The sequence below is a fragment of the Azonexus sp. genome (assembly GCF_047638095.1).
Classification (GTDB): domain Bacteria; phylum Pseudomonadota; class Gammaproteobacteria; order Burkholderiales; family Rhodocyclaceae; genus Azonexus.
On sequence record NZ_JBLJBW010000035.1, the window covers coordinates 1 to 21,150 of the forward strand.

22 protein-coding genes, 1 pseudogene and 1 riboswitch are annotated in these 21,150 nt (G+C 61.9%); of the genes and pseudogenes, 4 read left to right on the plus strand and 19 right to left on the minus strand.

The features are described from left to right. Both ACM62Q_RS09725 and ACM62Q_RS09730 read right to left on the minus strand, forming a co-directional pair. A pseudogene (locus tag ACM62Q_RS09725) lies at positions 1-86 on the minus strand (ABC transporter ATP-binding protein); the annotation flags it as partial. A gap of 144 nt (positions 87-230) precedes the next feature. Beyond that, positions 231-2,192: an AMP-dependent synthetase/ligase gene (locus tag ACM62Q_RS09730; protein WP_415036017.1), complete on the minus strand. Its 1,962-nt coding sequence runs from the start codon at positions 2,190-2,192 to the stop codon at positions 231-233. 171 nt (positions 2,193-2,363) lie between these two features. On the opposite strand from ACM62Q_RS09730, the gene ACM62Q_RS09735 reads away from it, so the two are divergent. The 4 genes from ACM62Q_RS09735 (at position 2,364) to ACM62Q_RS09750 (ending at position 6,416) form a co-directional block, all read left to right on the plus strand. Continuing rightward, a complete protein-coding gene (locus ACM62Q_RS09735) occupies positions 2,364-3,044 on the plus strand; it encodes a Crp/Fnr family transcriptional regulator (RefSeq protein WP_415036019.1) in 681 nt (226 codons plus the stop codon). A gap of 54 nt (positions 3,045-3,098) precedes the next feature. Beyond that, on the plus strand, positions 3,099-3,773 hold the full coding sequence (gene queC, locus ACM62Q_RS09740; protein WP_415036021.1) for a 7-cyano-7-deazaguanine synthase QueC: 675 nt from the start codon (positions 3,099-3,101) through the stop codon (positions 3,771-3,773). A gap of 2 nt (positions 3,774-3,775) precedes the next feature. Further along, entirely contained in the window at positions 3,776-4,876 is a 1,101-nt protein-coding gene (locus ACM62Q_RS09745) for a YeeE/YedE family protein (RefSeq protein WP_415036023.1), read from the plus strand. A 91-nt stretch (positions 4,877-4,967) separates the two neighbouring features. Then, a complete protein-coding gene (locus ACM62Q_RS09750) occupies positions 4,968-6,416 on the plus strand; it encodes an EAL and HDOD domain-containing protein (protein ID WP_415036025.1) in 1,449 nt (482 codons plus the stop codon). A 98-nt stretch (positions 6,417-6,514) separates the two neighbouring features. Here ACM62Q_RS09750 and ACM62Q_RS09755 read toward each other — a convergent pair whose 3' ends face one another. The 17 genes from ACM62Q_RS09755 to ACM62Q_RS09835 form a co-directional block, all read right to left on the minus strand. Further along, the gene (locus tag ACM62Q_RS09755) at positions 6,515-7,390 is read right to left on the minus strand and encodes a Tim44 domain-containing protein (protein ID WP_415036027.1); all 876 of its coding nucleotides are present in this window, start codon (positions 7,388-7,390) and stop codon (positions 6,515-6,517) included. A 150-nt stretch (positions 7,391-7,540) separates the two neighbouring features. Next, positions 7,541-8,833, minus strand: coding sequence for a cobyrinate a,c-diamide synthase (locus ACM62Q_RS09760; RefSeq protein WP_415036029.1), 1,293 nt, complete (start codon positions 8,831-8,833; stop codon positions 7,541-7,543). A 5-nt stretch (positions 8,834-8,838) separates the two neighbouring features. After that, the gene (gene cobJ / locus ACM62Q_RS09765; protein ID WP_415036031.1) at positions 8,839-9,780 is read right to left on the minus strand and encodes a precorrin-3B C(17)-methyltransferase; all 942 of its coding nucleotides are present in this window, start codon (positions 9,778-9,780) and stop codon (positions 8,839-8,841) included. Next, positions 9,777-10,199, minus strand: a complete 423-nt coding sequence (locus tag ACM62Q_RS09770; RefSeq protein ID WP_415036033.1) for a cobalamin biosynthesis protein — start codon at positions 10,197-10,199, stop codon at positions 9,777-9,779. The genes cobJ and ACM62Q_RS09770 overlap by 4 nt, the downstream gene beginning before the upstream one ends. Beyond that, positions 10,190-10,939: a cobalamin biosynthesis central domain-containing protein gene (locus ACM62Q_RS09775; protein WP_415036034.1), complete on the minus strand. Its 750-nt coding sequence runs from the start codon at positions 10,937-10,939 to the stop codon at positions 10,190-10,192. The genes ACM62Q_RS09770 and ACM62Q_RS09775 overlap by 10 nt, the downstream gene beginning before the upstream one ends. Further along, positions 10,936-11,733, minus strand: coding sequence for a precorrin-2 C(20)-methyltransferase (cobI, locus tag ACM62Q_RS09780; protein ID WP_415036036.1), 798 nt, complete (start codon positions 11,731-11,733; stop codon positions 10,936-10,938). The genes ACM62Q_RS09775 and cobI overlap by 4 nt, the downstream gene beginning before the upstream one ends. After that, positions 11,730-13,055, minus strand: a complete 1,326-nt coding sequence (cbiE, locus tag ACM62Q_RS09785) for a precorrin-6y C5,15-methyltransferase (decarboxylating) subunit CbiE (protein WP_415036038.1) — start codon at positions 13,053-13,055, stop codon at positions 11,730-11,732. Before cbiE ends, cobI begins: the two co-directional genes overlap by 4 nt. Beyond that, the gene (locus tag ACM62Q_RS09790) at positions 13,042-14,199 is read right to left on the minus strand and encodes a cobalt-precorrin-5B (C(1))-methyltransferase (protein WP_415036040.1); all 1,158 of its coding nucleotides are present in this window, start codon (positions 14,197-14,199) and stop codon (positions 13,042-13,044) included. Before ACM62Q_RS09790 ends, cbiE begins: the two co-directional genes overlap by 14 nt. 18 nt (positions 14,200-14,217) lie before the next feature. Next, entirely contained in the window at positions 14,218-14,898 is a 681-nt protein-coding gene (locus ACM62Q_RS09795; protein WP_415036042.1) for a precorrin-8X methylmutase, read from the minus strand. Between the two features lie 12 nt (positions 14,899-14,910). Next, positions 14,911-15,807, minus strand: coding sequence for a sirohydrochlorin chelatase (locus tag ACM62Q_RS09800; protein WP_415036044.1), 897 nt, complete (start codon positions 15,805-15,807; stop codon positions 14,911-14,913). Beyond that, the gene (gene cobM, locus ACM62Q_RS09805; RefSeq protein ID WP_415036046.1) at positions 15,804-16,649 is read right to left on the minus strand and encodes a precorrin-4 C(11)-methyltransferase; all 846 of its coding nucleotides are present in this window, start codon (positions 16,647-16,649) and stop codon (positions 15,804-15,806) included. Before cobM ends, ACM62Q_RS09800 begins: the two co-directional genes overlap by 4 nt. Continuing rightward, positions 16,646-17,494 carry an energy-coupling factor ABC transporter ATP-binding protein gene (locus ACM62Q_RS09810; RefSeq protein WP_415036048.1) on the minus strand — a complete coding sequence of 283 codons (849 nt, stop codon included), beginning with the start codon at positions 17,492-17,494 and terminating at the stop codon, positions 16,646-16,648. The genes cobM and ACM62Q_RS09810 overlap by 4 nt, the downstream gene beginning before the upstream one ends. Further along, a complete protein-coding gene (gene cbiQ, locus ACM62Q_RS09815; protein WP_415036050.1) occupies positions 17,491-18,222 on the minus strand; it encodes a cobalt ECF transporter T component CbiQ in 732 nt (243 codons plus the stop codon). Before cbiQ ends, ACM62Q_RS09810 begins: the two co-directional genes overlap by 4 nt. Next, positions 18,212-18,595: an energy-coupling factor ABC transporter substrate-binding protein gene (locus ACM62Q_RS09820; protein WP_415036052.1), complete on the minus strand. Its 384-nt coding sequence runs from the start codon at positions 18,593-18,595 to the stop codon at positions 18,212-18,214. Before ACM62Q_RS09820 ends, cbiQ begins: the two co-directional genes overlap by 11 nt. Continuing rightward, positions 18,592-19,269 carry an energy-coupling factor ABC transporter permease gene (locus ACM62Q_RS09825; RefSeq protein WP_415036054.1) on the minus strand — a complete coding sequence of 226 codons (678 nt, stop codon included), beginning with the start codon at positions 19,267-19,269 and terminating at the stop codon, positions 18,592-18,594. Before ACM62Q_RS09825 ends, ACM62Q_RS09820 begins: the two co-directional genes overlap by 4 nt. A gap of 129 nt (positions 19,270-19,398) precedes the next feature. Next, positions 19,399-19,598, minus strand: a riboswitch (cobalamin riboswitch). A 135-nt stretch (positions 19,599-19,733) separates the two neighbouring features. Further along, positions 19,734-20,324, minus strand: coding sequence for a cob(I)yrinic acid a,c-diamide adenosyltransferase (gene cobO / locus ACM62Q_RS09830; protein ID WP_415036056.1), 591 nt, complete (start codon positions 20,322-20,324; stop codon positions 19,734-19,736). A 203-nt stretch (positions 20,325-20,527) separates the two neighbouring features. Continuing rightward, a complete protein-coding gene (locus ACM62Q_RS09835; RefSeq protein WP_415036058.1) occupies positions 20,528-21,139 on the minus strand; it encodes a DUF4351 domain-containing protein in 612 nt (203 codons plus the stop codon). Positions 21,140-21,150 lie beyond the last annotated feature (11 nt).

The following is a 21,150-nucleotide window of genomic DNA, read 5'->3' on the forward strand; positions in this document are numbered from 1 at the left end:
GAAATATCCGTCAGCGCCTTGACGCCGCCAAAGCGCAGCGAAATGTTTTGCAGGTCGAGAATGACCTCGCCGATTTTTTTACTCATGCGGCACTTCCAATCTTTAACACGGATTCGGCGGATGTCGCGGATAGACGCGGATCGAAGGCAAATGCGCTGACGGGTTGATCCGCGCCAGCCGATTTGCGCCGCGAAAATCCGCGTTCCATACGGTTTTTCCAGACAGTCATCTCAGGCCGCCTTTCGTGCAATCGGGAAGGTTTTCACGTCGTCGATGCGTAAATCCGCCGACACCTTGCCGCGCCGCCCGTCTTCAAACTTGACCTCGGTTTCGATGAACTGGCTGGCCTTGCCGTCGTAGAGCGCGTCGATCAGCACCTTGTATTTTTCTGACACGAAATTGCGCCGCACCTTGCGCGTGCGCGTCAGCTCGTCGTCGTCCGGGTCGAGTTCCTTGTGCAAGATGAGGAAACGATGCACCTGCGAATCGGCCATCATGGCGTCGCTGGCCAGCGCGGCATTGACTTCTTCCAGACAGCTCTTGATCAGTTCATAGACTTCGCTCTTGGCCGCCAAATCGGTGTACCCCGAATAGGCAATACCACGCCGTTCCGCCCAGTTGCCGACGGCACCCACGTCGATATTGATGAAGGCGGTCACCATCTCGCGCTCGCTGCCAAAACACACGGCTTCCTTGATGTGCTGGAAGAATTTGAGCTTGTTTTCGATGTAATTGGGCGCAAACATCGCGCCGTTGGAAAGTTTGCCGACATCCTTAGCGCGGTCGATGATCTTCAAATGACCGTCTTCATCGAGAAAACCCGCGTCCCCGGTGAGGAACCAGCCTTCGGCATCGCAAGCGCCCGCGGTGTCTTCCGGACGCTTGTAATATTCCTTGAGCAGCATTGGCCCTTTGACCAGCACCTCGCCGTTATCAGCAATTTTCAGCTGCACCCCGGGGGCCGCCGGGCCGACGGAGTCGAACTTGATCTTGCCATCCGGCTGCAAGCAGACATAGGCGCAGGTTTCGGTTTGGCCGTAGAACTGCTTCAAATTAATGCCGATGGAGCGGTAAAACTTGAACAAATCCGGCCCGATCGCTGCGCCAGCGGTGTAAGCCACCTTGACCCGGCTCATGCCCAGGACATTACGCAAGGGCCCATAGACCAGCAAATTACCCAGCCAATACTGAAAACGATCGCCGCCGGAGACCGCTTTGCCGTCCAGAATATCCGCGCCGCAGCGTTTGGCGACGTCCATGAAGTGATGGAACATTTTGTACTTCAGCTTGCCGGCGTCTTCCATACGGATCATCACCGAGGTCAAAAGACTCTCGAAAACGCGCGGCGGGGCAAAGTAATAGGTGGGGCCGATTTCACGCAAATCGGTCATCACCGTGTCACCGGATTCCGGGCAGTTGATGGTGAAACCCGCCACCATGGCCTGCGCAAAGGAAAAGAGGTGGTCGCCGACCCAGGCCATGGGCAGGTAGGAAAGAATGTCGCCCTCGGCGTTCATCCGGTCGACTTCGACACCGCCGCGCGCTGCCGCGATGAAGGCTGCGTGCGTCTGGCAGACACCTTTCGGTTTACCCGTCGTCCCCGAGGTGTAGAGCATCACGGAGACATCGTCGAAATGTCCGCGCTCGATTTCGTGGTCGAGAAAATCGGGATGGTTGCGATCGTGAATCCGCCCCATCTCCATCACCGCGTGCATGTCATGCAAGAAAGGCTGGTTGTAGTGGCGCATGCCGCGCGGATCATCGTAGATGATGTGCTCGAGCATGGGCACCTGCGCCTTGATTTCGAGCATTTTGTCGACCTGCTCCTGATCCTCGACGGCAATGAAGCGCACGCCGGCATCTTGCAGAACGAAGAGCATTTCTTCCGCCACCGCATCTTGATAGAGCGGCACCGGCACCCCGCCCAAACACTGGGCGGCGGTCATCATCATGTAGAGATGCGGGCGGTTATCGCCGACGATGGCGAGATTGTCGCCCCGGCGAAAACCCAATTCGGCCAGCCCACAGGCCAGGGCGCGCACGCGTTCGGCGACCTCGGCCCAGCTCCAGGTCTGCCAGATGCCGAGATCTTTCTCGCGCATGGCGGGGGCCTGCGGACGCACGACGGCATGGTGCATCATCAAGCGCGGGAAGGTGTGCTGACCATCCGGCGCGGCGTACTTTGCCTGCATAAATTGTCTCCTCACGCCACAACTCTTCGTTTGCGGTCTTTGGTGGTGGTTTCATTGTGCGCGGCCTTAACTTACAGCAGACTTGCATGACGCGCAGTTTTGTTACCGTGCTGCCAGTGTAGGAGGCTTTGCTGCTTATAATTGTCACCGGGCAGACAATCCGGACAAAACATGAAAAATGCTGAGGAATTGCTACGCTCCTCCCTCTGGGGCAAGGCATTGAGTGAAGAAGAATTGCAGCGTGCGCTGGCCGGCACCATCGAGCGCAGCTTCGCCCCCGGCGCTTTCATCTGCATGAAGGGCGAGCCGGTCAAACACTGGATGGGTGTCATCAACGGTCTGGGCAAAATGGCCAGCCATTGGACCTGCGGCAAAACCACCTCGCTCACCGGCATCGGCAACGGCGGCTGGTTTGGCGAAGGTTCGCTGCTCAAGGAAGAACCGCGCCGCTACGATGTCATGGCGATCCGCGAAAGCCGCATCGCCTTCATGAACCGCGCCACCTTTTTATGGCTGCTCGACCACAGCATCGCCTTCAACCGTTACATGATCACGCAGTTGAATGAGCGCTTAGGCCAGTTCATCGGCATGATGGAAAACGAGCGCATGCTCGATATCGATACCCGCATCGCCCGCATACTCGGGGCCTTGTTCAACCCGGTGCTCTATCCGAACACCCAGCAATTTCTGCAAATTTCGCAAGAAGAACTGGGCTACCTCGCGGGTATTTCCCGCCAGCGCGCCAACCAAGGCATCAAAATTCTGGAAGAAACCGGGCTGGTGCGCTGCGAGTACGGCGGCATTCATGTCGTCGATCTGGCTGGCCTGCAATGTTTCGGCACGGCGCGCTAGGCTCAGGTATATTCGCGCCCCACCCCAAAACCTTCCAAACGCAACTCGTTTTCGATGAAAAAAGCAGTCGTTCTTCTTTCTGGCGGCCTCGATTCGGCCACCTGCCTTGCCTTGGCACGCCAAGAAGGCTTTGCCGCCCATTGCCTGTCGTTTGACTACGGCCAGCGGCACCGCGCCGAACTTGCTGCCGCCCAGCGTGTCGCCGCCGCGCTGGGGGCCGCCGAACAACGTGTCATCGACTTTGGTCTGGCGCAATTCGGCGGCTCCGCGCTGACCGATACCAACTTGGCGATACCCACCGACGGCGCACAAACCGGCATTCCCATCACCTACGTTCCGGCACGCAACACCATCATGCTCTCGCTGGCGCTGGCCTGGGCCGAAGTACTGGGCAGCCGCGACATTTTCGTTGGCGTCAATGCCGTCGATTATTCCGGTTACCCGGATTGCCGCCCGGAATACATCGCCGCCTTCGAAACCATGGCCAACCTCGCCACCAAGGCCGGGGTCGAAGGCCGGGGGGTGCGCATCCACGCACCGCTGATCGCTCTTTCCAAGGCCGACATCATTACCCAAGGCGTGCAACTCGGTATCGATTACAGCCTCACCGTTTCCTGCTACCAGGCCGATAACGCCGGCCGCGCCTGCGGCGTCTGCGATTCCTGCCGCCTGCGCGCCGCCGGTTTTGCCGCCGCCGGCATCAGCGATCCCACGCATTACCAGTGTTGACCATGACCGAAATCTCGCCCCCGCTGATCACCGGGCTCGCCTTCGCGCTCGCCTTCGTTTTCGCCCTGATCGGCCAAAAAACCCACTTCTGCACCATGGGTGCCGTCGCCGACATCGTCAACATGGGCGACTGGAATCGCATGCGCATGTGGCTATTGGCCATCGGTGTCGCCATCATCGGCACGGGCACGCTCGATCTGGCCGGTTGGATCGACTTGAGCCAATCGGCCTATCGCGTCAGCAAGCTGCCCTGGCTGTCTTTCCTGATCGGCGGCTTCTGCTTTGGTTTTGGCATGGTGCTGGCTTCCGGTTGCGGCTCGAAAATGCTGCTGCGTATCGGCGGCGGCAATCTGAAATCCCTGGTCGTTTTTCTCGTTCTCGGCATCTTCGCCTACATGACGATGCGCGGCATTCTCGGCGTCTTCCGGGTGAATTTTCTCGATCCCTGGACGCTCCGCCTGCCCCCCGGCGCGGATCTCGCCGGTCTGCTGCGCAGCCTTGGTGTGAACGCCGAAATCGCCGGCACAGCGGCAGTCTACGGCGCAGGCGGTGCGCTGGTGACGTGGAGCCTCGCCAAACGCGATTTTTGGCAACTCGATTCTCTCATCGGCGGCATCGGCAGCGGTCTGGTCATCGTCGGCATCTGGTATGTCAGCGGCCACTTGGGCTATGTCGCCGAACACCCGGAAACCCTGCAAGAAGCCTTTATCGCCACCAACAGCGGGCGCATGGAAGCTTTTTCCTTTGTCGGCCCCACCGCCTACACCTTGGAATGGCTGATGCTCTGGTCCGACAGCAGCCGCGTCCTGACCCTGGGCATCGCCACCGTCCTCGGCCTGTTTGCCGGTTCGCTCGCCTGGTCGCTCAGTACCCGCAGTTTTCGCTGGGAAGGTTTCGGCGGCGTCGAAGATACGGCCAATCACCTGATCGGCGCTGCCCTCATGGGTTTTGGCGGCGTCACCGCCTTGGGTTGCAGCATCGGCCAAGGCCTCAGCGGCATCTCCACCCTCGCCCTCGGTTCCTTCCTGGCGCTGGCCGCCATCATCGGCGGTGCCATAGCCGCCTTGAAATTTCAGTATTGGCGGATTTTGCGGGCCGGATAAAGCGCAAGGCCAAAGACCATTCCTGCTATCGCGAAAGACTCCAGCGGCATTCTTCTATAATGTGGGCATAACTCGACAGCCAGGGGGCGATGTGTTCAAGAAGATTTTTGGCCGTTTCATGGGCGGCACACCAGATGCGGCAGCCGATACAGGTCAAACGGCGCAAGCCCAGCGCTCGCCGCCTGCATCTCCGGCACAGCAGGGCGCGCCAACAGCTTCGGCAGCGCCGTCCCTTGCGCCTTCCCTTGCCGCAACGATCACAACCGCTGGCGAAGAAAACCCAACGCAGAGCACCAACAAAACGGCGACCTATCTTTGCCGCGAGCCTATCCTCAACGAAGACCAGCGCATCGTGGCTTATCTCTTTTCCTTGCAAGAGACAACGCACCAGCATATCCGCCATAGCAGCCGGCGCTTGCAGCATTTGTATGCGGAGATTCTGGTCGGGCATCTACTCGATGCGCGCATCGATCGGCTGCTCGGGCAACGTTTGGCGTGCATCGAGATTCCGGACTCTTTCCTCAGCCACCCTTTGCTCGATAAATTACCTGCCCAGCAAATCATTTTGCTGCTGGCACCGCCTTTTTCGGATACCGGCAATTTAGCCCCGGAAACCTTGCTCAATACGATACGCCAGCGCCAAGCCGCAGGGTTTCGCATTGGCCTACCCGACCCGCTGGTCATTCAAGAATATGCTGGTGCCTTGGCCAGCGCGCAATTCATTGCCTTACAAGCGCCCACACTCTACCCCAACCACTGCACTCGCCTGCGCCAGCTACAGGCTGAGCAGGGAAGCAAAGCGCGCTGGCTGGTGCGCGATCTGCCGGCGCTGGAAGATTTTCGTTTTGCGCACAAAATGGGCGCTAGCCTGTTCCACGGCGAATTTATCACCCGCCGCGAGGAATGGGGCAAGCGCGAGCCGGGGCCGGACACCCTGCGCATCGCCAATCTACTGGCCAAGGTGCGCGCCGACGGCGACACCAAGGAAATCGCCCAGCTGCTCAAGCAAGACGCCGCGTTGTCGCTGCGCCTTTTGCGCTATGTCAATTCGGCCGCTTATCAGCCGCAAGAACCCGTAACCTCGATCGAGCACGCCTTGCTCATGTTTGGCCGCGAACGTCTCTACCGCTGGCTGATCCTGCTGGCCTGTGCGCCGGATGCCAACAACGGACGCACCTCTGCCGCGCTCGAAATCGCTCTGGTGCGCGCCCGCATGCTGGAATTACTGGGCGGCGCGCAACTGCCCGGACAGAGCGATTCGCTCTTTCTCGTCGGCCTGCTTTCCCTGGCCGACATCGTTTTGCAAGTGCCACTGGCCAAAGCCATTGCCCCCTTGTCGCTGGCCGATGACGTCCGCGCCGCCCTGCTCGACGGCAATGGCCCGTACGCCCCCTATCTGGAACTGGCGCTCGCCTGCGAGCAGGGTTTCAAAGACCCACAAGGTTTACAAAACGCCGCGGCGCTCTGTCGCGTCAGCCCGGAACAGGCTACCGACAACCACCTCGAAGCCCTGAACTGGGCTATGGAAGTGCAATCGTAAACCCGGTTTGCGATCCGCGACTGATGCGTTGCAAACCATGAAAAAAGCCACTTGCGTGGCTTTTTTGCTGACGGCTGTGCGCTAACGACTACAGGCGCTCAAGCCTGCTCGATCCCGGCAATCACCCAGCCCTGGCCGCCGTCGACCGGCTTGGTCATGTGCCAGACTTCTGCGAAGTCTGCCACCGGGCCGCCGCGTTCTTCGCGGATCTGGCCGCTGAAATGCACGCTGACGATATAGCGCTGGGCTTCTTCGGTCACGTCCAGCACCTCGGCATCCAGATGCACGACATCGGTTTCCTGTGTTGCGCCTTGGCGCTCGTCGATGGCGAGCTTGATTTCGGCAAAAACTTCCGGACTGGTGAATTCGCGAATGTCATTGAGATTGCCGGCATCGTTGGCGGCTTGCAAACGGATGAAATTCAGCTTGGCGTTGCGCACAAAAGCCGCCGCATCGAAATCTGCCGGAATCGTCCCGGGCGTCGTTCCGCTGTTACCCGCCACTGCGCCACTTGCGCCGCCTGCCGCCGGAGTAAATTCTGGACGGGCAGCCGCGCTACCACCCGGCCTTGCGCCGGCATATTGCAGTCCATTTTGCAAACCTTGCGCCGGGGCATTTTTGTTGCGCGTGAAATAACGAAAGAGCATCAGCGCGGCAATCGCCAGCAGGGCGATCATCATGATGTTGGCCATTTCTTCACCGAAACCCAGGTGCGAAGCCAGAGCGGCCAGACCCAGGCCAGCGGCCAAACCGGCCAATGGCCCCATCCAGGAGCGCTTGGGTTGTGCTTGTTGCGCCGGCGTGCCGGCCTGCTGCTTTTGCGGGGCTTGCTGCGCAGTATTCTTGGCCGGCGGCGTCATCTGCCGCTTCATGCCGAAGGAGCCGCCGCCGCCCAAACGCTTGGCTTCGGCATCGCCGATATTGAGGGTGAAGCCGACGACGACGGCGGCCACCAAGGCGAAAAATTTGTTCATGCCTGTCTCCAGAAAAAAAGTAGGCCGATTGTACCCGGCCATGCCGCTTCGTAAAAATCAGCGTTAGGCGCAATAAAACTTCGGAAAAAATGAAATATCGAACCCTGTGCTCAGAGCGAGTCTTCCTTGGCGCTGCTTCAAGCCAAGGGCTTAAAGGGGCAAAAACAAGGCCGCCGTGGCACTGGGGGAAGATGGGAAATAAAAATGCACATAGGAGGCCGTGAGGCGCTGCCGACGATACACCGCTTCGCCTGCCTTGCCCTGGGCGGTTTCTGCCTGACAAAGCGGCGACAAAGGCGTGTGACTCAACGAATAATGAAAGCTGTGTCCGGCCAGACGGCCTTCCGGCAGGCTGACGAATTGCGTCCCCAAGGCCGCCAGGCGTTTTTGCATGCGGGTTTCGCCGGGCAAAATCCCTGCCATGGCGTGCCTGCGACCCTCGGTGTCGTACAGGCTTTCAAATAGGCTCATCATGCCGCCACATTCTGCCAATACCGGTTTTCCAGCGGCCACGTGCGCCGCCAGCGCCTGCCACAAAGCACCTTGCTGGCTGAGTTTGGCGGCATGCAGTTCGGGATAGCCGCCCGGCAGCCAGAGGGCATCGCAGGTGGGCAGCACATTGTTCACATCGCCCGCCAAGGGTGAAAAAAAATGCAACTGCGCACCCAAGGCGCGCAGGCAATCGAGATTGGCCGGATAGATGAAAGCAAACGCGGCATCTTGCGCAATGGCGATGCGCCGGCCAGCCAGCAGGGGTTTCAGCACGGGCGCGGGCGTATCGGCAAAATGCACCGGGGCGGGTAGATCGATCTGCGTACTGGCCGCCAGCGCATCGGCCCATTGCTCCAGACGCTGCGCCAGATCGTCGATTTCTGCCGCCGGGAGCAAACCCAGATGCCGCTCCGGCAAAGGCTCTCCCTGCTTGGGCAGGCCACCGAACCAACCCAAACCGGGCGGCAGGCTCTCGCGCAGCATTTGCCCATGGCGCGCGCTGGCCACCCGATTGGCGAGCACGCCGGCAAACGGCAGGCCAGGGCGATAACTCGCCAGGCCGTGCGCAACGGCCCCAAAGGTTTGCGCCATTTTCCCGGCATCGATCAAGGCCAGCACAGGAATGGCGAAACGCTCGGCAATGTCGGCGGCGCTCGGTGTGCCGTCGAACAAACCCATCACCCCCTCGATCAGGATGAGATCGGAATCTGCCGCCGCCTGCGCCAAACGCCAGCGCGCATCGGCTTCGCCGCACATACCCAGATCGAGGTTCTGACAGGGCCGGCCGCTGGCAAAGGCATGAATCTGCGGGTCGAGAAAATCCGGGCCACATTTGAATACCGTTACCCGCCGCCCTTGACGGGCGTGCAGACGGGCAAGCGCGGCAGTCACCGTGGTTTTTCCCTGGCCCGAAGCGGGGGCGGCAAGCAGCAAGGCAGGGCAGCTCGGCATGGCGACTACTCGTTCTCGGCAGCCGCACGCAAGGCGGCCGCGATGTAGTTTTCTGGCAGACGGTAGCGCGCCGCCAAAACCGCCGGGCTTTCTCCGCTGGCACGAATCTCCGCCCGCCAGCCCTCCAGACCCGTTGATAAAGAGCGCCCCGCCTGCTCACCGGCGTGGGTGTTGCGCGCCCCTTCTTCCACCGCATATTTATTGGCGTAGCCGCGCGGCGTCACCATCAGGCCGTGGCGAATGAAGGTGTTGGAATTGCCGATGAGTACGGTAGACAACATGCCGATATCGGCTTCCGCCATTTTTTCCAGGGTGGTGAATTCGATGCGCTGCTTGGGGCGATAGGCCGACTTGACGATGGCCACCGGCGTCTCCGGCGCACGGTGGGCCAGGAAAATCCGCTGCGCTTCAAGAATTTGTCCGGTACGCCGGCCACTTTTCGGGTTGTACAGGGCAACCACAAAATCGGCATAGGCTGCAGCGTCGAGCCGACGGGCGATGCTCGGCCAAGGGGTGAGCAGATCGGAGAGCGAAATGGCGCAAAAGTCATGGGTCAGCGGCGCCCCCACCAGCGCTGCGCAAGAGTTCAAGGCAGAGGCCCCCGGCACGATTTCCACGGCAATCGGCGAATCCGGCGTCCAGCCGGCTTGAAACAGCACTTCAAAGGTCGGTCCAGCCATGCCATACACCCCGGCATCGCCAGAGGAAATGAGGGCGACGTTTTTCCCCTGTTGCGCCCGGGCCAAGGCCTCGATGGCGCGGTCGAGCTCTTCCGTCATGGCTTTTTTGATGACTTCCTTGCCGGCCAGCAAATCGTCCACCAGGCGCACATAGGTGGCGTAGCCGATCACTGTATCGGCTTCGGCAATGGCGGCGCGGGCGCGCGCGCTAAGATGCTCGACACTGCCGGGGCCTAGGCCGACCAGGGTAATTTTTCCGTTTTTCATGCAAATAGCCTCTCAGGGGGAAAAGTAACGACGGAGACGGTGGCATTACGCCCATCCGGGCCGCGCAATTTATGTTTTTCGATGCTCAAACAGGCCGCATCCAGGCCGCTGACCAGGAGTGCCGCCGCCTCTGCTACCGACGGCGTGCCGGTGTAGCGGCGCACGGTCTCGGAAGGGTTGGGGACCGGCACCACGGCCAGTTCTGCCGCCGGATAAAACCGAATCTGCCAGCCGTACTGCGCCGCCACGGCGGCCAGCCCGGGTTCGTCCGCTTTAAGATCGATCGAAGCCACCGCCACGACATCAGCCGGTTTCGCAGCCGGATTCGCGGCCAGCGCGGCGAGCGCTTCCGTAATCGCCTGTGCGATCGTGCTGGCCGGCGTACCTCGGTCGCAGCCCAGGCCAAGTGCTAAGCGCACGCCGCATCTCCCGGGCGATAAACGATGCAGCGCCCGGCCAGCGCGCCGGTCAATTCTGCCGGCAGCGGACGCCGGCTGATCCACAAAACAGCCGCCACTTCGGCCAGCGGCACGTCTTCCAGGGTGGCGAAATGGCGCAGATTGGCCGGCAAAGGGCCGCTGCGGCCATTGGCATGAGCGCTCCACCAATCGCTTTCGCCGGCCTCCTGAACCAGGGCCACCGTCTCTTCATTGACCATGGCGGCGCTCGCGTGCACCAAGGCGGCGGGACTCGCCTCGATACGCCACCCCCATTCACGCCCGAGTAAATCCACCGCCAATGTTTGCCGCACATCGGACGCTGTGGTCAGCACGGGCGTTGCGCCCAATGCTGCCGCCAACTGCCCGGCCAACTGATTCGCCCCGCCCTGGTGGCCGGACAATACGGGAATGACGAACTGCCCGGCTTCATCGACCACCAGCACCGCCGGGTCACTCGCCTTGTCGCCCAGATGCGGAGCAATCAGACGCACGACCGCACCGATCGACACCACACAAATCAAAGCATCGAAACCGGCCAGCAAAGCCGGTACCTGGGCCGCCGTTTTGCCGCTGTACACCTGACAAAGCTTGCTCGGAAACGCCGCCAGCGCAGAGGCAAACTTGTCCGGACAAAAAAGCCGCGCCTCCGGCTGTGCCGCAAGAATGCGCGCGGCTTGCGCCAGACCATGTTTGGTAATGGCAAGCACCGCCACCTTCATGGCGCCCCCTCGGCATTTGCTGCGCCTTCCTGGCGTTTGCGGCAGCCCCGGCGCAGCTCGCCGCGCACGCGTTTGGGGTTTTGCACCAGCATCAGCGACAGATAATTCACCGTTTGACCTTGCAAACTGGCCACATCGCGCACGATGCGCTCATCCGGCGCACCGACTTTTTCGACAAACACCGAACTGGCCAACAAATCGCGCCGCGCCAGGAGGTCGATCACCTCATCGACCAGCGGCTTGACTTTCAAAAGCGCCAAGGTGTCGAATTCATCGAGTAAATGATCGATCACCGCCACCCCGTAAGCGGCCGGGATGATGGCAAAGGTTTCATCTTCCTCGGCCAGGGTGACTTCTGCCGCCGCTGCCGCTGCCGCGAAGGAAGAGACACCGGCGATGGTTTCCACGCAAACCTCCGGCACCAATTCGCGTACCACGCGGGCGAGGTGGCCGAAGGTGGCAAAAGTGGAGGCATCGCCTTCCACCAAAAAAACCAGATCGCGCCCTTCCGCGAGCAAGGCGACGGTTTGCTCGGCCGCCCGCATCCAGGCTTTGGCGAGAATGTCTGCCTCACGCGTCATGGGAAAAACCAGCTCCACCCGGTCTTGCGGCAGCGCAATGCCGGCGCGCTCGGCAATCGACAAGGCGTAAGACATTTCTGCCGCCTTTTTCACCGGATACAACCAGCGCGCCCCGCTGTGCAGGGCATCCCAGGCGTGGCGGGTGATCAGGCCGGGGTCGCCGGGGCCAAGCGAGGCGCCAATCAACTTGCCATAGGTTTTTTCTGTGCTCATGTGTTTTCCTCGTGCTGGGGCGGGGTCGCCGAAGTTGTTTTGTGCGCCGTCAGCACCCACACCGGGTTCTGTGCTGCCAGGCGGTGCATATCCAGCAGCGGCTGGCTGCGGCTTGCCTGCAGCTGCACCACATCCCACGGCACACCCAGCTGCTGCAATGTGGCCGTGGCCGTCGCCAGATTTTCCAGGGTGACGAAATTCATCACCAAGCGCCCGTCTGTGCGCAGACGCTGCAAAGCCAGGGCAATGAGTTGCGTCAGCTCGCCGCCGGAGCCGCCAATGAAAACCGCGTCAGGGTCCGGCCATGCGTGCAGATGTTGCGGTGCTTTGCCTTCTACCAGGGAATAATTGCCAATCTGCAGGCGTAGCGCATTGGCGCGGGCATTGGCCGCATCGCCCGCATTTTTCTCGATCGCCCAGACGTGACCGAAACTCGCCAGCTGCGCCGCCTCCAGGCCGACCGATCCAGCCCCTGCGCCAATGTCCCAGACCACGCTGTCCGGGCGCAAACGCAATTTGGCGAGCGACAGGGCACGCACTTCCTGCTTGGTGATCAAGCCTTTTTCCGGACTGCGCTGGATATATTCGGCATCCTCCAGGCCGAACAAGGGGTGTCGCGGTGCGTTTTCGCGTTCGACCAAGACCACGTTCGGCTGAGGGAAATCCATGCGGGCTGCAGTTTCCAGCGCCAGCCCGGTGTAGATTTTTTCTTCTGGCAGCAATAAACAACAGGCTACCGAAAGGCGCGCCGTCGCACCATAACCTGCCGTCAGCAGAGCTCGCGCCAAGCGGGCCGGGGTATTTTCCGGGCCGGTGAACAAGGCCACGCGCGGGGCGTGCGCGATGCTGCGCATCAGTTTGTATAAGCCGTGCGTGGGCGGCGCGCCGAGAAACCATTCGCCGGCGTCCGCACTGTGGCAGGTGGCAATCCGCACGTCCTGCCAGGGCGTTTTGAAGCGGGCAAACGCCAGTTGCAAGGTGGACGCCGCCGGCTCGATGAGGCAAGCCTCAGGCCCCAGCTTGCCGGTCAACCAGGATGCGATGCCGTGGCAAAGCGGGTCGCCGGTGGCCAGCGCCACAACGCGCTGACCGGCCGCACGGGCGGCGCTGATCCAGGCCGGCACCTGCCCGAGCTGCCCGTCCATGGCGCGTAGCTGCGCCGCAGGCGGCAATTTGTCGCGCACCAGTTCGAGCGTACGCGCGGCACCAATGACCAGATCGGCGGCCAGCAAATGCGCACGGGCGCGATCGCCCAGACCGCCCCAGCCATCATCGAGAATACCCAGCAAAAGGCAGGGCGCTTGTGATTCAGACGAGTTCATCGTGCTCCAGACGACAAATAAAACGGCCTTCAAAATCGCAGACCAAGAGGTTCAAGCGGTAATTGCCGGGGTAACAGGCGAGCAGACTGCGCCGCGCGGCCTGCGCGAGCTGGCGGTGAAAAGCCACGGTCAGCCCGAGGGCGGCCAATTTTTCGGCAGCAAAACGGGCCGTTTCGGCGGCCCGGATATGGGCGATCAAATCTTCCGGCGCACCCACGGCACGCGCTGATTCGGCCAAAACTTCGCGGTCGATTTCCGCCTTCCAGGCATGCGTCACGGCCAAACCCTGACTCATTTTGGTCAGCTTGCCGACCATCGCCCCCACCGTAATCTCGCTCGCGGCGCGCTTAATGGCGCTGGTGAAGGCGGCTTTGACGAAATCGCCCATTTGCACAAAACAAGACTCGTCGAGCATGGGCAGTTCGCGCATGGCGAATTTTTCCGTGCGCCCGCCCGTGGTAAACACCAGATGCCGCTGCCCCTGATTGGCCGCCACATCCACCGCCTGCACCACGCTGGCACGAAAGGCGGCGGTCGAATAGGGGCGCACGATACCGGTGGTGCCGAGTATGGAAATGCCGCCGAGAATGCCCAGGCGGGCGTTCAGGGTTTTCTTCGCCATTTCTTCGCCCCCCGGGACGGAGAGCGTGACGGCCAGACCATCGTGTTCGAGCAATTCCCCGGCCACGGCGCGCAGATTGTCGGTGATGTTGCGCCGTGGCACCGGGTTGATCGCCGGGCCGCCCACCGCCAGCCCCAGACCTTCCTTACTGACTACGCCGATGCCGGCACCGCCTTCGAGCAAAATTTCGCCGGCACGATGCAATAACAAGCGCACCCGCGCCGTCATGTGCGCACCGTGCGTCGCGTCCGGATCGTCCCCGGCGTCTTTGATGATGACGGCTTGCGCCCAATGCTGCGCAAGATTCACTTCGCCTGCGGCAACGGCAAATTCCTGCTCCTGCCCATTGGGCAAGCGGCACTGCACACGGTCCGGCAAAACGCCGTGCAGCAGCCCCAAACACGCCGCACGCGCTGCTGCCGCCGCACAGGCACCCGTGGTAAAGCCGGTGCGATTACCGCGCTGGCGCCGGGCATCGCCCTTGCGTACCTTGTCTTGCGCCGGCGCACTCTGTGCTGACATTTCTTGCCCCATCCGCGCTCAAACACCCGCCTTCTGGGCCGCCTCAGCCAGCGACAAGAGGGCGTGAATGGCTGCCACGACCAAAGTCGAACCGCCTTTGCGACCCTGAATCGCCACCCAGGGCACTTCATCCACGCCCATCATCAAATCTTTCGACTCCGCCGCCGCCACGAAACCGACCGGCATGGCAATGACCAGGGCTGGACGCACGCCTTCTTCGCGGATCAGGCGCACCAGCTCGATCAACGCCGTGGGCGCATTGCCGATACCGACGATGGCCCCGTCGAGCTGGCCCAGGCGCTGCGCCTTGCGCATGGCCTGCACGGCGCGCGTGCTGTTTTCGGCCTGTGCGGCGCGAATCACGTCGGCATCGGAAATATAGTGCTGCGTAGACAAGCCAAAATGCGCCAGACGCGGCTTGGAAAGGCCGACACAGATCATCTCCACATCGGCCACGATCGGCGTGCCGCCTTTGAGCACGGCGCGCAAACCGGCCTGCATGGCGTGCGGATGAAAACGCGTCAGGCCGTTGAATTCGAAATCGGCATTGGCATGAATCATGCGCCGCACCAGCGGCCATTGCTCGTCGCTGTAGGCGTGCGGGCCGACTTCGGCATCGATGATGGCAAACGAATCATGTTCGATGGCACGCCCGGCCGCCGTCAGCTGCTCGGTCACTGTGTTTTGCACTGGGGTCATGATCTCTCCGCTTCAGGAATGGGAATGGGAATGGTGATGGGCGCAGGCGCTGCTGGCGTGCGAGTGATGGTGGTGGTGGTGCTCGTGGCTATGATGGCTGTGATGGCTGTGCCCGCCGCACAGCTGCGCCGGCGCATCGATCTCGGGCGCGCCCGGTGCCTGAGCATCGGCCTGCGCCGCCCGTTGGTCGAGCAGGGCAAAAATGCCCGGAGCAAAACCCAGCGGCGCGCTCAAGACAAAATGAATCTGCGGGTACTGGGCGCGCAAACGCGCCACTTGCGCCGCGATGCGCTCGATCAAAACCCCCGAAAAAAGATAGGCCGGCACAATGGCGATCTGCATCATGCCCAGGCGCACCTGCCGCTGCACCACGGTTTCCAGGCGCGGCCAAGTGACACCGGTAAAGGCCAGATCGACGAGTTGGTGATCATTGGCTTCGAACAGCCAGCGTGCCATTTTGGCCAGCTCGCCGTTGGCTCCGGCATCCGAAGAACCGCGCCCGAGTAAAATGACGCCTGTGGTTTGCGGATCGGGCTGGGCCAGTTCCTGCTGCAGACCGCGCAAAGCCTCCTGCAGCACCGCAAACATCGCCGCCCCCATGCCCAAGGCCGGGGTAATCACGAATTCCACCGCCGGGTGGCGCGCTTTTGCCGCCGCCACCGCCTGCGGCAGATCCTGCTTGACGTGGCCGGCCGTATTCAGAATGACGGGCAGCAGCACGACTTTCTGCGCCCCTTCTGCCGCCTGATCCAGCCCGGCAGCGAGCAAGGTTTCAGCGTATTCGATGTAGCACAAGGCGATGCGCCGCTCGGGATGGCGCTGTCGCCACAGCTGCGCGAAGCGCTCGGTATCGACGTTGCCGTTTGGGCCGCGCGAACCGTGGCCAACGAGAAGGTAAGTGGTCGTCATTTTTGCCCTCTTGCAGTCGATTTGTTTTCCCCCGCCTGCGCTCCCAAAAGACCGCGAAAACGGTGCGCAAACTGCGGATCGTAAAGTTTCGAACGCACCAGATCGGCCCAATCCGCCGCGCCTAGAGTGGGGCTGGCGACGATCATGGCCTGGCTGGCGATTTTCTGCGCCTGGCATTTCTGCTTGATGTCGGCCAGGGTGCCGCGCACGATAATTTCCTCACCGGGCCAGCTCGCTTTATGCACCACCAGAATCGGCGCGTCTTCTGCCCAGCCGGCCTGACGCAAGGCGTCCTGCACCTTGTGCAGCAAAGTGATCGAGAGATAAATGCAAAGCGTGGTTTTATGCGCCGCCAAAGCGGCCAAATCCTCGCCTGGTGGCATGGGCGTGCGCCCGGCGACGCGGGTGAGGATGACGGTTTGCGTCACTTCCGGCAGGGTCAAGGTTTCGCCTGCCGCCGCCATGCTGGCCATGGCCGAGGACACTCCAGGCACCACCGCCCAGGCAATGCCGGCGGCCGTGAGCGGGCGTGTCATTTCGATCAGCGCGCCATACAGGCCAGGATCGCCGGTTTGCAGGCGCACCACCGTAGCATGCGCGCGGACGGCAGCCATCAGCCAGTCGCTCATTTCTTCCAGCGTCATGTCCTTGGAATCGCGAATGAGGCAACCCGGCGGCGCGTATTGCGTGGCCGCACGGTCGACCAGGGAACCGGCGAAAAGAATCGCCCCCGCCTGTTCGAGCAATTTGCGTCCCTTGACGGTAATCAGGTCGGGATCGCCCGGGCCGGCACCAACGAACCAGATGGTGCCGGGTAAAACGGAAGAAGCAACACAAGTCATGATTTCTCAGAGGAAGAAGGAAGCGCGGCAAGCCCGGACAGCAAATCCGGCAGACTGCGCGCTGGCCGCGAAAAAGATAAACCTTGTTGCGCCAAGGCTTCTTGCACCGCCAACACCGCCGGCAAACGCTGCCCGGCGGCGTGCAAGATTTCGGCGTGTTGCGCCAGATCGGCACTGGCAAAAGAAGCCACGCAGCGCCCGGCCGCCAAGAGATGAATCGCATCGGCCCAACGGTAGGCAAAATCGATATCGTGCGTCGACAAAATAATGGTGATGCCGCGCGCCGTAAGGTTTTCCAAGAGCGCCAACAAATCGTCCTGCATCGCGGCATCGAGTCCGGCCATCGGCTCATCGAGCAAGAGCAGCTCCGGCTGCATGGCGAGCACTCCGGCCAAACAAACACGCTTTTTCTGCCCAAAACTGAGGCGGTGGATCGGCGTCTGCGCCGCCTCCTGCATCCCCACCGCGGCCAATGCGTCGGCGACACGCTGGCGTACTTCAGCCTCGGGGAGCCCGAGATTGAGCGGACCAAAAGAAACGTCTTCCGCGACATTGGCAGAAAAAAGCTGCTGCTCCGGATTCTGAAAAACCAATCCCACCCGCCGACGCAAGGCATGTAACTCCGCCCGCCCGTAAGCGAGCGGCGCGCCAGCAAAATGCACGCTGCCGGCGCTGGGCTGCAGCAAACCGTTGCAGTGCATGAGCCAGGTGGTTTTACCCGAGCCGTTGCCGCCCAACAAGGCATTGCGGCTGCCGGCACGCACGGCCAGCGAGCAATCCTGCAAACCGGGATGGCCGCCGGGATAGACATGGCGCAAGGCGCGGCTTTCCAGTAGCACACTCATAACGGCCAGCGCACTGCGCCCACAAGCAGACTGCCGGCCAGCGCGGCACACAGCACATCGCGCCGGGCGTGCGCATAGTACGGCGCAAGAAAACGCCAAGCCCCTTCACTCGCGCGCGCCTGCGCCGCCCGGTGCAAAGCCTCGGCCCGTTGCCAGACCTGCACCACCAGATTCGCCAGCAGCGCGCCCAGCGCCCGCCGTGCCGCGCTGCGCCCACCGTAGCCCAAACGCGCCCGCTGGGCCGTCGCCGTGTCCCGCAGCGCCTGCTCAAACACAAATAGCATGCGATAACACAGCACCATGACATCGAGCAGCGCTTCAGGACAACGCAAACGCCGCAGCAAGGCCAACAGGTCAGGCAAAGGCGTCGTCAACACCAAACTCAGCAAGGCCGCCAAGGCTGCCACGGCACGCGCCAACAGCGCGACCACCTGCGGCTGGGCTTGCGCTGACCACCGCCAACCGCCGGACGGGTCGTTTTCCCACAACAAGGGCAATACGGAAAGCAGCAAAAACACCAGCGCCGGAGCGGCAACACGCGCATAGGCTGCGCCGGACACGCCCGCCGCAAAGCAGGTGGTGGCGGCCAGTATGGCAGCCAGGCACAGCGCCGTCAGCGGCGAAGCAGCAATATAGGCAGCCACCAGAGCGGCCAAGGCAAAGAGCGCCTTGGCCGCCGGACTGACCTGCCGCCAGCGACTGCCATAGGCCAGGCGTTCAATCAACATGCGCGCTTCGTTGGGAGGGCGGCCGGGTTGCTTGTTGCGCCGGGTTTTCTGGCACTGTTTTCTCGCCGCTGCGATAACGTTCACGCGTGACCGCAGCACCCAGCCAGTAACCGATCACCCCGGCCCCCAAAGCCGCCTGCAAGGCGAACAGCAAGGATTCCACCTCCCCACCCGCCGGCGCCAAGAGCGGCGCAAACCAGGGCACATAATCCGGTGCCAAGGTGCCGATCGCCTCTTGCGCCTTGCCGTCCGCCCCGGCAAACGCCTCCGCCTTCTCGCCATCGGCCCCGATCTCCACCGCCGGCGCAAACACCAGGGAGGCGAGGGTGATCACCAGCACGGCGGCAATCAATAAAAAATTACGCCCTTTCATCGCAGCACCTCCCGGTGCGCCAAAGAAGGCATCAGGCGCAGCTCCTCGGCATTGAAACGGCGCAAGGCATTGACCACCAGCACCGTCAACAAACCTTCGCTGATTGCCAAGGGCAGCTGGGTGAAAGCGAAAATACCGACAAATTTCTGTAAGGCGGCAATAAAACCGCCGACCGGATCCGGAAAAGCCCAGGCCAACTGGATCGATGTGCACAGATAAGTGGCCAAATCACCCAGGCAGGCCGCAAGAAAAACGCTGGCCGACAAACCCAAACCCAAGCCCCCTGCCGCGCGAAACACGCCATAGGCCACCCAGGGGCCGACCACCGCCATGGAAAACACATTCGCGCCCAGGGTCGTCAACCCGCCGTGCGCCAGCAACAAGGCCTGAAACAACAACACCACCGTGCCTATCGGCACCATCACCCAGGGGCCAAAGAGCAAAGCGCCCAAACCGACGCCAGTGGCATGCGAGGAACTACCGCTAACCGAAGGCAGTTTCAGTGCCGACAAAACAAACGCAAACGCCGCCGCCAGGCCCAGTACCGGGCGCAACTGCGGCTGGGCCGCCAACTGTCGGCGCAAGGCCACGACTCCAGCGGCAACACAAGGCAGCGCCGCCAGCGTCCAGCCCACGGCGTGGCTGACCGGTAAAAAACCTTCCATGATGTGCATGCTCGACTCCCCTACGACAGCGCCTCGTTCTGACATGCGCGCGATTGAAGCGGGGAAAATACGGAAGATGCAGGTGCGGGCGAAAAAAAGCGTGCGCGGGCACCGGCCCACCACCCCCACCCCGGAGCGCATGCAACCTGTTTTTCAGGCCGGTCTTCTGGCTCGTCCTCACCCTCCTTCGCCCCTTCCCGTGCCTGAACACAGTGGTGTGATGCGAATTCGTCGGACTTACAGCAGCGGGGGCTGCGCCGGAATGGTTAACATAACGTCACCGGCTTCCCGTTTCATCCAGCGCACAAACGCCGGAAACCTGAAAGAGGCGGATTCTAATCAAAAGTCGGCCGCCTGACTACCTGCAAGCTCTTGACTGCAGGACAAGGCCGAACACGCCGCCACTCCCTGAACGACACCTGGCGCGGCGCAGAAATGCGCCAAGCAGGGTCGCCGCTTCATCTCAAATGAGCTCACCACTCCAAGCCCGGCATAGCCTGCACGCCGGCCTGGAAAGCGTGCTTTTCCATGCCGATGTCGCTCACCGTATCGGCGAGTTCACGCAAGGCAGGCGGCGCGCCACGGCCGGTAACGATGACGTGCTGCATCGGCGGGCGGGTGCGCAACACGGCACAGACGGCATCCAGATCGAGCCAGCCGTATTTGAAGGCATAGGTGAGTTCATCGAGAATCACCAGATCGATGCCGGAATCCGCCAGATGCCCGCACGCCACGGCCCAGGCCGCCTGCGCGGCGGCGGCATCGCGCGCCTTGTCCTGGGTTTCCCAGGTAAAACCCTCGCCGCCGGTATACCAGCGCACGCCAGCTTGCTGGCGGAAAAACGCTTCCTCTCCGGTATCGCTGCGCCCCTTCACGAACTGCACCACCGCCGCCCGCTGCCCATGCCCCAAGGCCCGCGCCAGCACGCCAAAAGCGGCGCTCGACTTGCCCTTGCCGTTGCCGGTATGCACCACCAGCACGCCGCGCGCCACTTTTGCCGCATCGATCTTGCCGTCGATCACGGCCTTCTTCTTCTGCATGCGTTCCTGATGGCTGATGCTCATGGGGCTCACTCCGAAAAAAACGCCAGCTTATACGAGCGCAGTCGTTTTTGTTCCGCCTGCCTGCAGGCATTTCGGTGCCGGAGACAGTCACATGCACGCTTGTTGCGCAGAGAAAGGCCTGGCCGGGGCCATGCCGGGCGCTGTTACAGCGCAGGAAACGGGCCGGGCGGACAGAGTGAGTGGCCCACGCCCGCGCCATCGGTTCAAGGGCAGTCGAATACCTCGTCCAGCGTGCGGGCATCGAGGATGTTGTCGGCCCATTGCTCCAGCTCAGCCGAACCGGCGTTTTGCAAGCGCTCGTGCGTCGCCGCATCGAGCGGCCCGAAACGGCGGGTGAGTAAGCGCAGCAGGACGGTGAGTTCGCCTTGCTGCACGCCTTTCTGCTCACCCAGTTGCATCCCATGCAAAATGCCCTGTTCCCGGCCTTCGGCCCGCATGCGTTCGCTCCAGGTCGTCATGGTTTGTTTCTCCTGTGGGTATTTTTCGCTGAAAAGCCGTTTTTCATTGTCGTCCAGTTGGCTGTAAATGTCGACGAAGTCCATGTATTTTAGGCGTTTTTCCTGATCGGGTTCAAGTTGCAGCAAGCCGCGCAGCGCCTGGGCGTAGATATCGACGATGGCCTGCCGCGCATAGGCCATATTGGGCAGATTGAGGCGGGCGACGATGTTGCTGCTGTCCTTGAATTCTTCGGCAGGCAGCTCGTCGAGGATGCGATACAGGTAGCGGAAGGAGAGGAAAATACAATGCTCGCTGCCCAGTTGCAGGTTTTTGCGAATGCGCGGGCGGCCTTTGAATTTGACGCTGCACCGAGCCACACGGCAGCGCT

Excerpts from the sequence above, each read along its gene's own strand:
- ACM62Q_RS09730 (WP_415036017.1), bottom strand. The coding sequence starts at position 2,192 with ATGCAGGCAAAGTACGCCGCGCCGGATGGTCAGCACACCTTCCCGCGC.
- ACM62Q_RS09735 (WP_415036019.1), top strand. The coding sequence starts at position 2,364 with ATGAAAAATGCTGAGGAATTGCTACGCTCCTCCCTCTGGGGCAAGGCA.
- queC (WP_415036021.1), top strand. The coding sequence starts at position 3,099 with ATGAAAAAAGCAGTCGTTCTTCTTTCTGGCGGCCTCGATTCGGCCACC.
- ACM62Q_RS09745 (WP_415036023.1), top strand. The coding sequence starts at position 3,776 with ATGACCGAAATCTCGCCCCCGCTGATCACCGGGCTCGCCTTCGCGCTC.
- ACM62Q_RS09755 (WP_415036027.1), bottom strand. The coding sequence starts at position 7,390 with ATGAACAAATTTTTCGCCTTGGTGGCCGCCGTCGTCGTCGGCTTCACC.
- ACM62Q_RS09760 (WP_415036029.1), bottom strand. The coding sequence starts at position 8,833 with ATGCCGAGCTGCCCTGCCTTGCTGCTTGCCGCCCCCGCTTCGGGCCAG.
- cobJ (WP_415036031.1), bottom strand. The coding sequence starts at position 9,780 with ATGAAAAACGGAAAAATTACCCTGGTCGGCCTAGGCCCCGGCAGTGTC.
- ACM62Q_RS09775 (WP_415036034.1), bottom strand. The coding sequence starts at position 10,939 with ATGAAGGTGGCGGTGCTTGCCATTACCAAACATGGTCTGGCGCAAGCC.
- cobI (WP_415036036.1), bottom strand. The coding sequence starts at position 11,733 with ATGAGCACAGAAAAAACCTATGGCAAGTTGATTGGCGCCTCGCTTGGC.
- cbiE (WP_415036038.1), bottom strand. The coding sequence starts at position 13,055 with ATGAACTCGTCTGAATCACAAGCGCCCTGCCTTTTGCTGGGTATTCTC.
- ACM62Q_RS09790 (WP_415036040.1), bottom strand. The coding sequence starts at position 14,199 with ATGTCAGCACAGAGTGCGCCGGCGCAAGACAAGGTACGCAAGGGCGAT.
- ACM62Q_RS09795 (WP_415036042.1), bottom strand. The coding sequence starts at position 14,898 with ATGACCCCAGTGCAAAACACAGTGACCGAGCAGCTGACGGCGGCCGGG.
- ACM62Q_RS09800 (WP_415036044.1), bottom strand. The coding sequence starts at position 15,807 with ATGACGACCACTTACCTTCTCGTTGGCCACGGTTCGCGCGGCCCAAAC.
- cobM (WP_415036046.1), bottom strand. The coding sequence starts at position 16,649 with ATGACTTGTGTTGCTTCTTCCGTTTTACCCGGCACCATCTGGTTCGTT.
- ACM62Q_RS09810 (WP_415036048.1), bottom strand. The coding sequence starts at position 17,494 with ATGAGTGTGCTACTGGAAAGCCGCGCCTTGCGCCATGTCTATCCCGGC.
- cbiQ (WP_415036050.1), bottom strand. The coding sequence starts at position 18,222 with ATGTTGATTGAACGCCTGGCCTATGGCAGTCGCTGGCGGCAGGTCAGT.
- ACM62Q_RS09820 (WP_415036052.1), bottom strand. The coding sequence starts at position 18,595 with ATGAAAGGGCGTAATTTTTTATTGATTGCCGCCGTGCTGGTGATCACC.
- ACM62Q_RS09825 (WP_415036054.1), bottom strand. The coding sequence starts at position 19,269 with ATGCACATCATGGAAGGTTTTTTACCGGTCAGCCACGCCGTGGGCTGG.
- cobO (WP_415036056.1), bottom strand. The coding sequence starts at position 20,324 with ATGAGCATCAGCCATCAGGAACGCATGCAGAAGAAGAAGGCCGTGATC.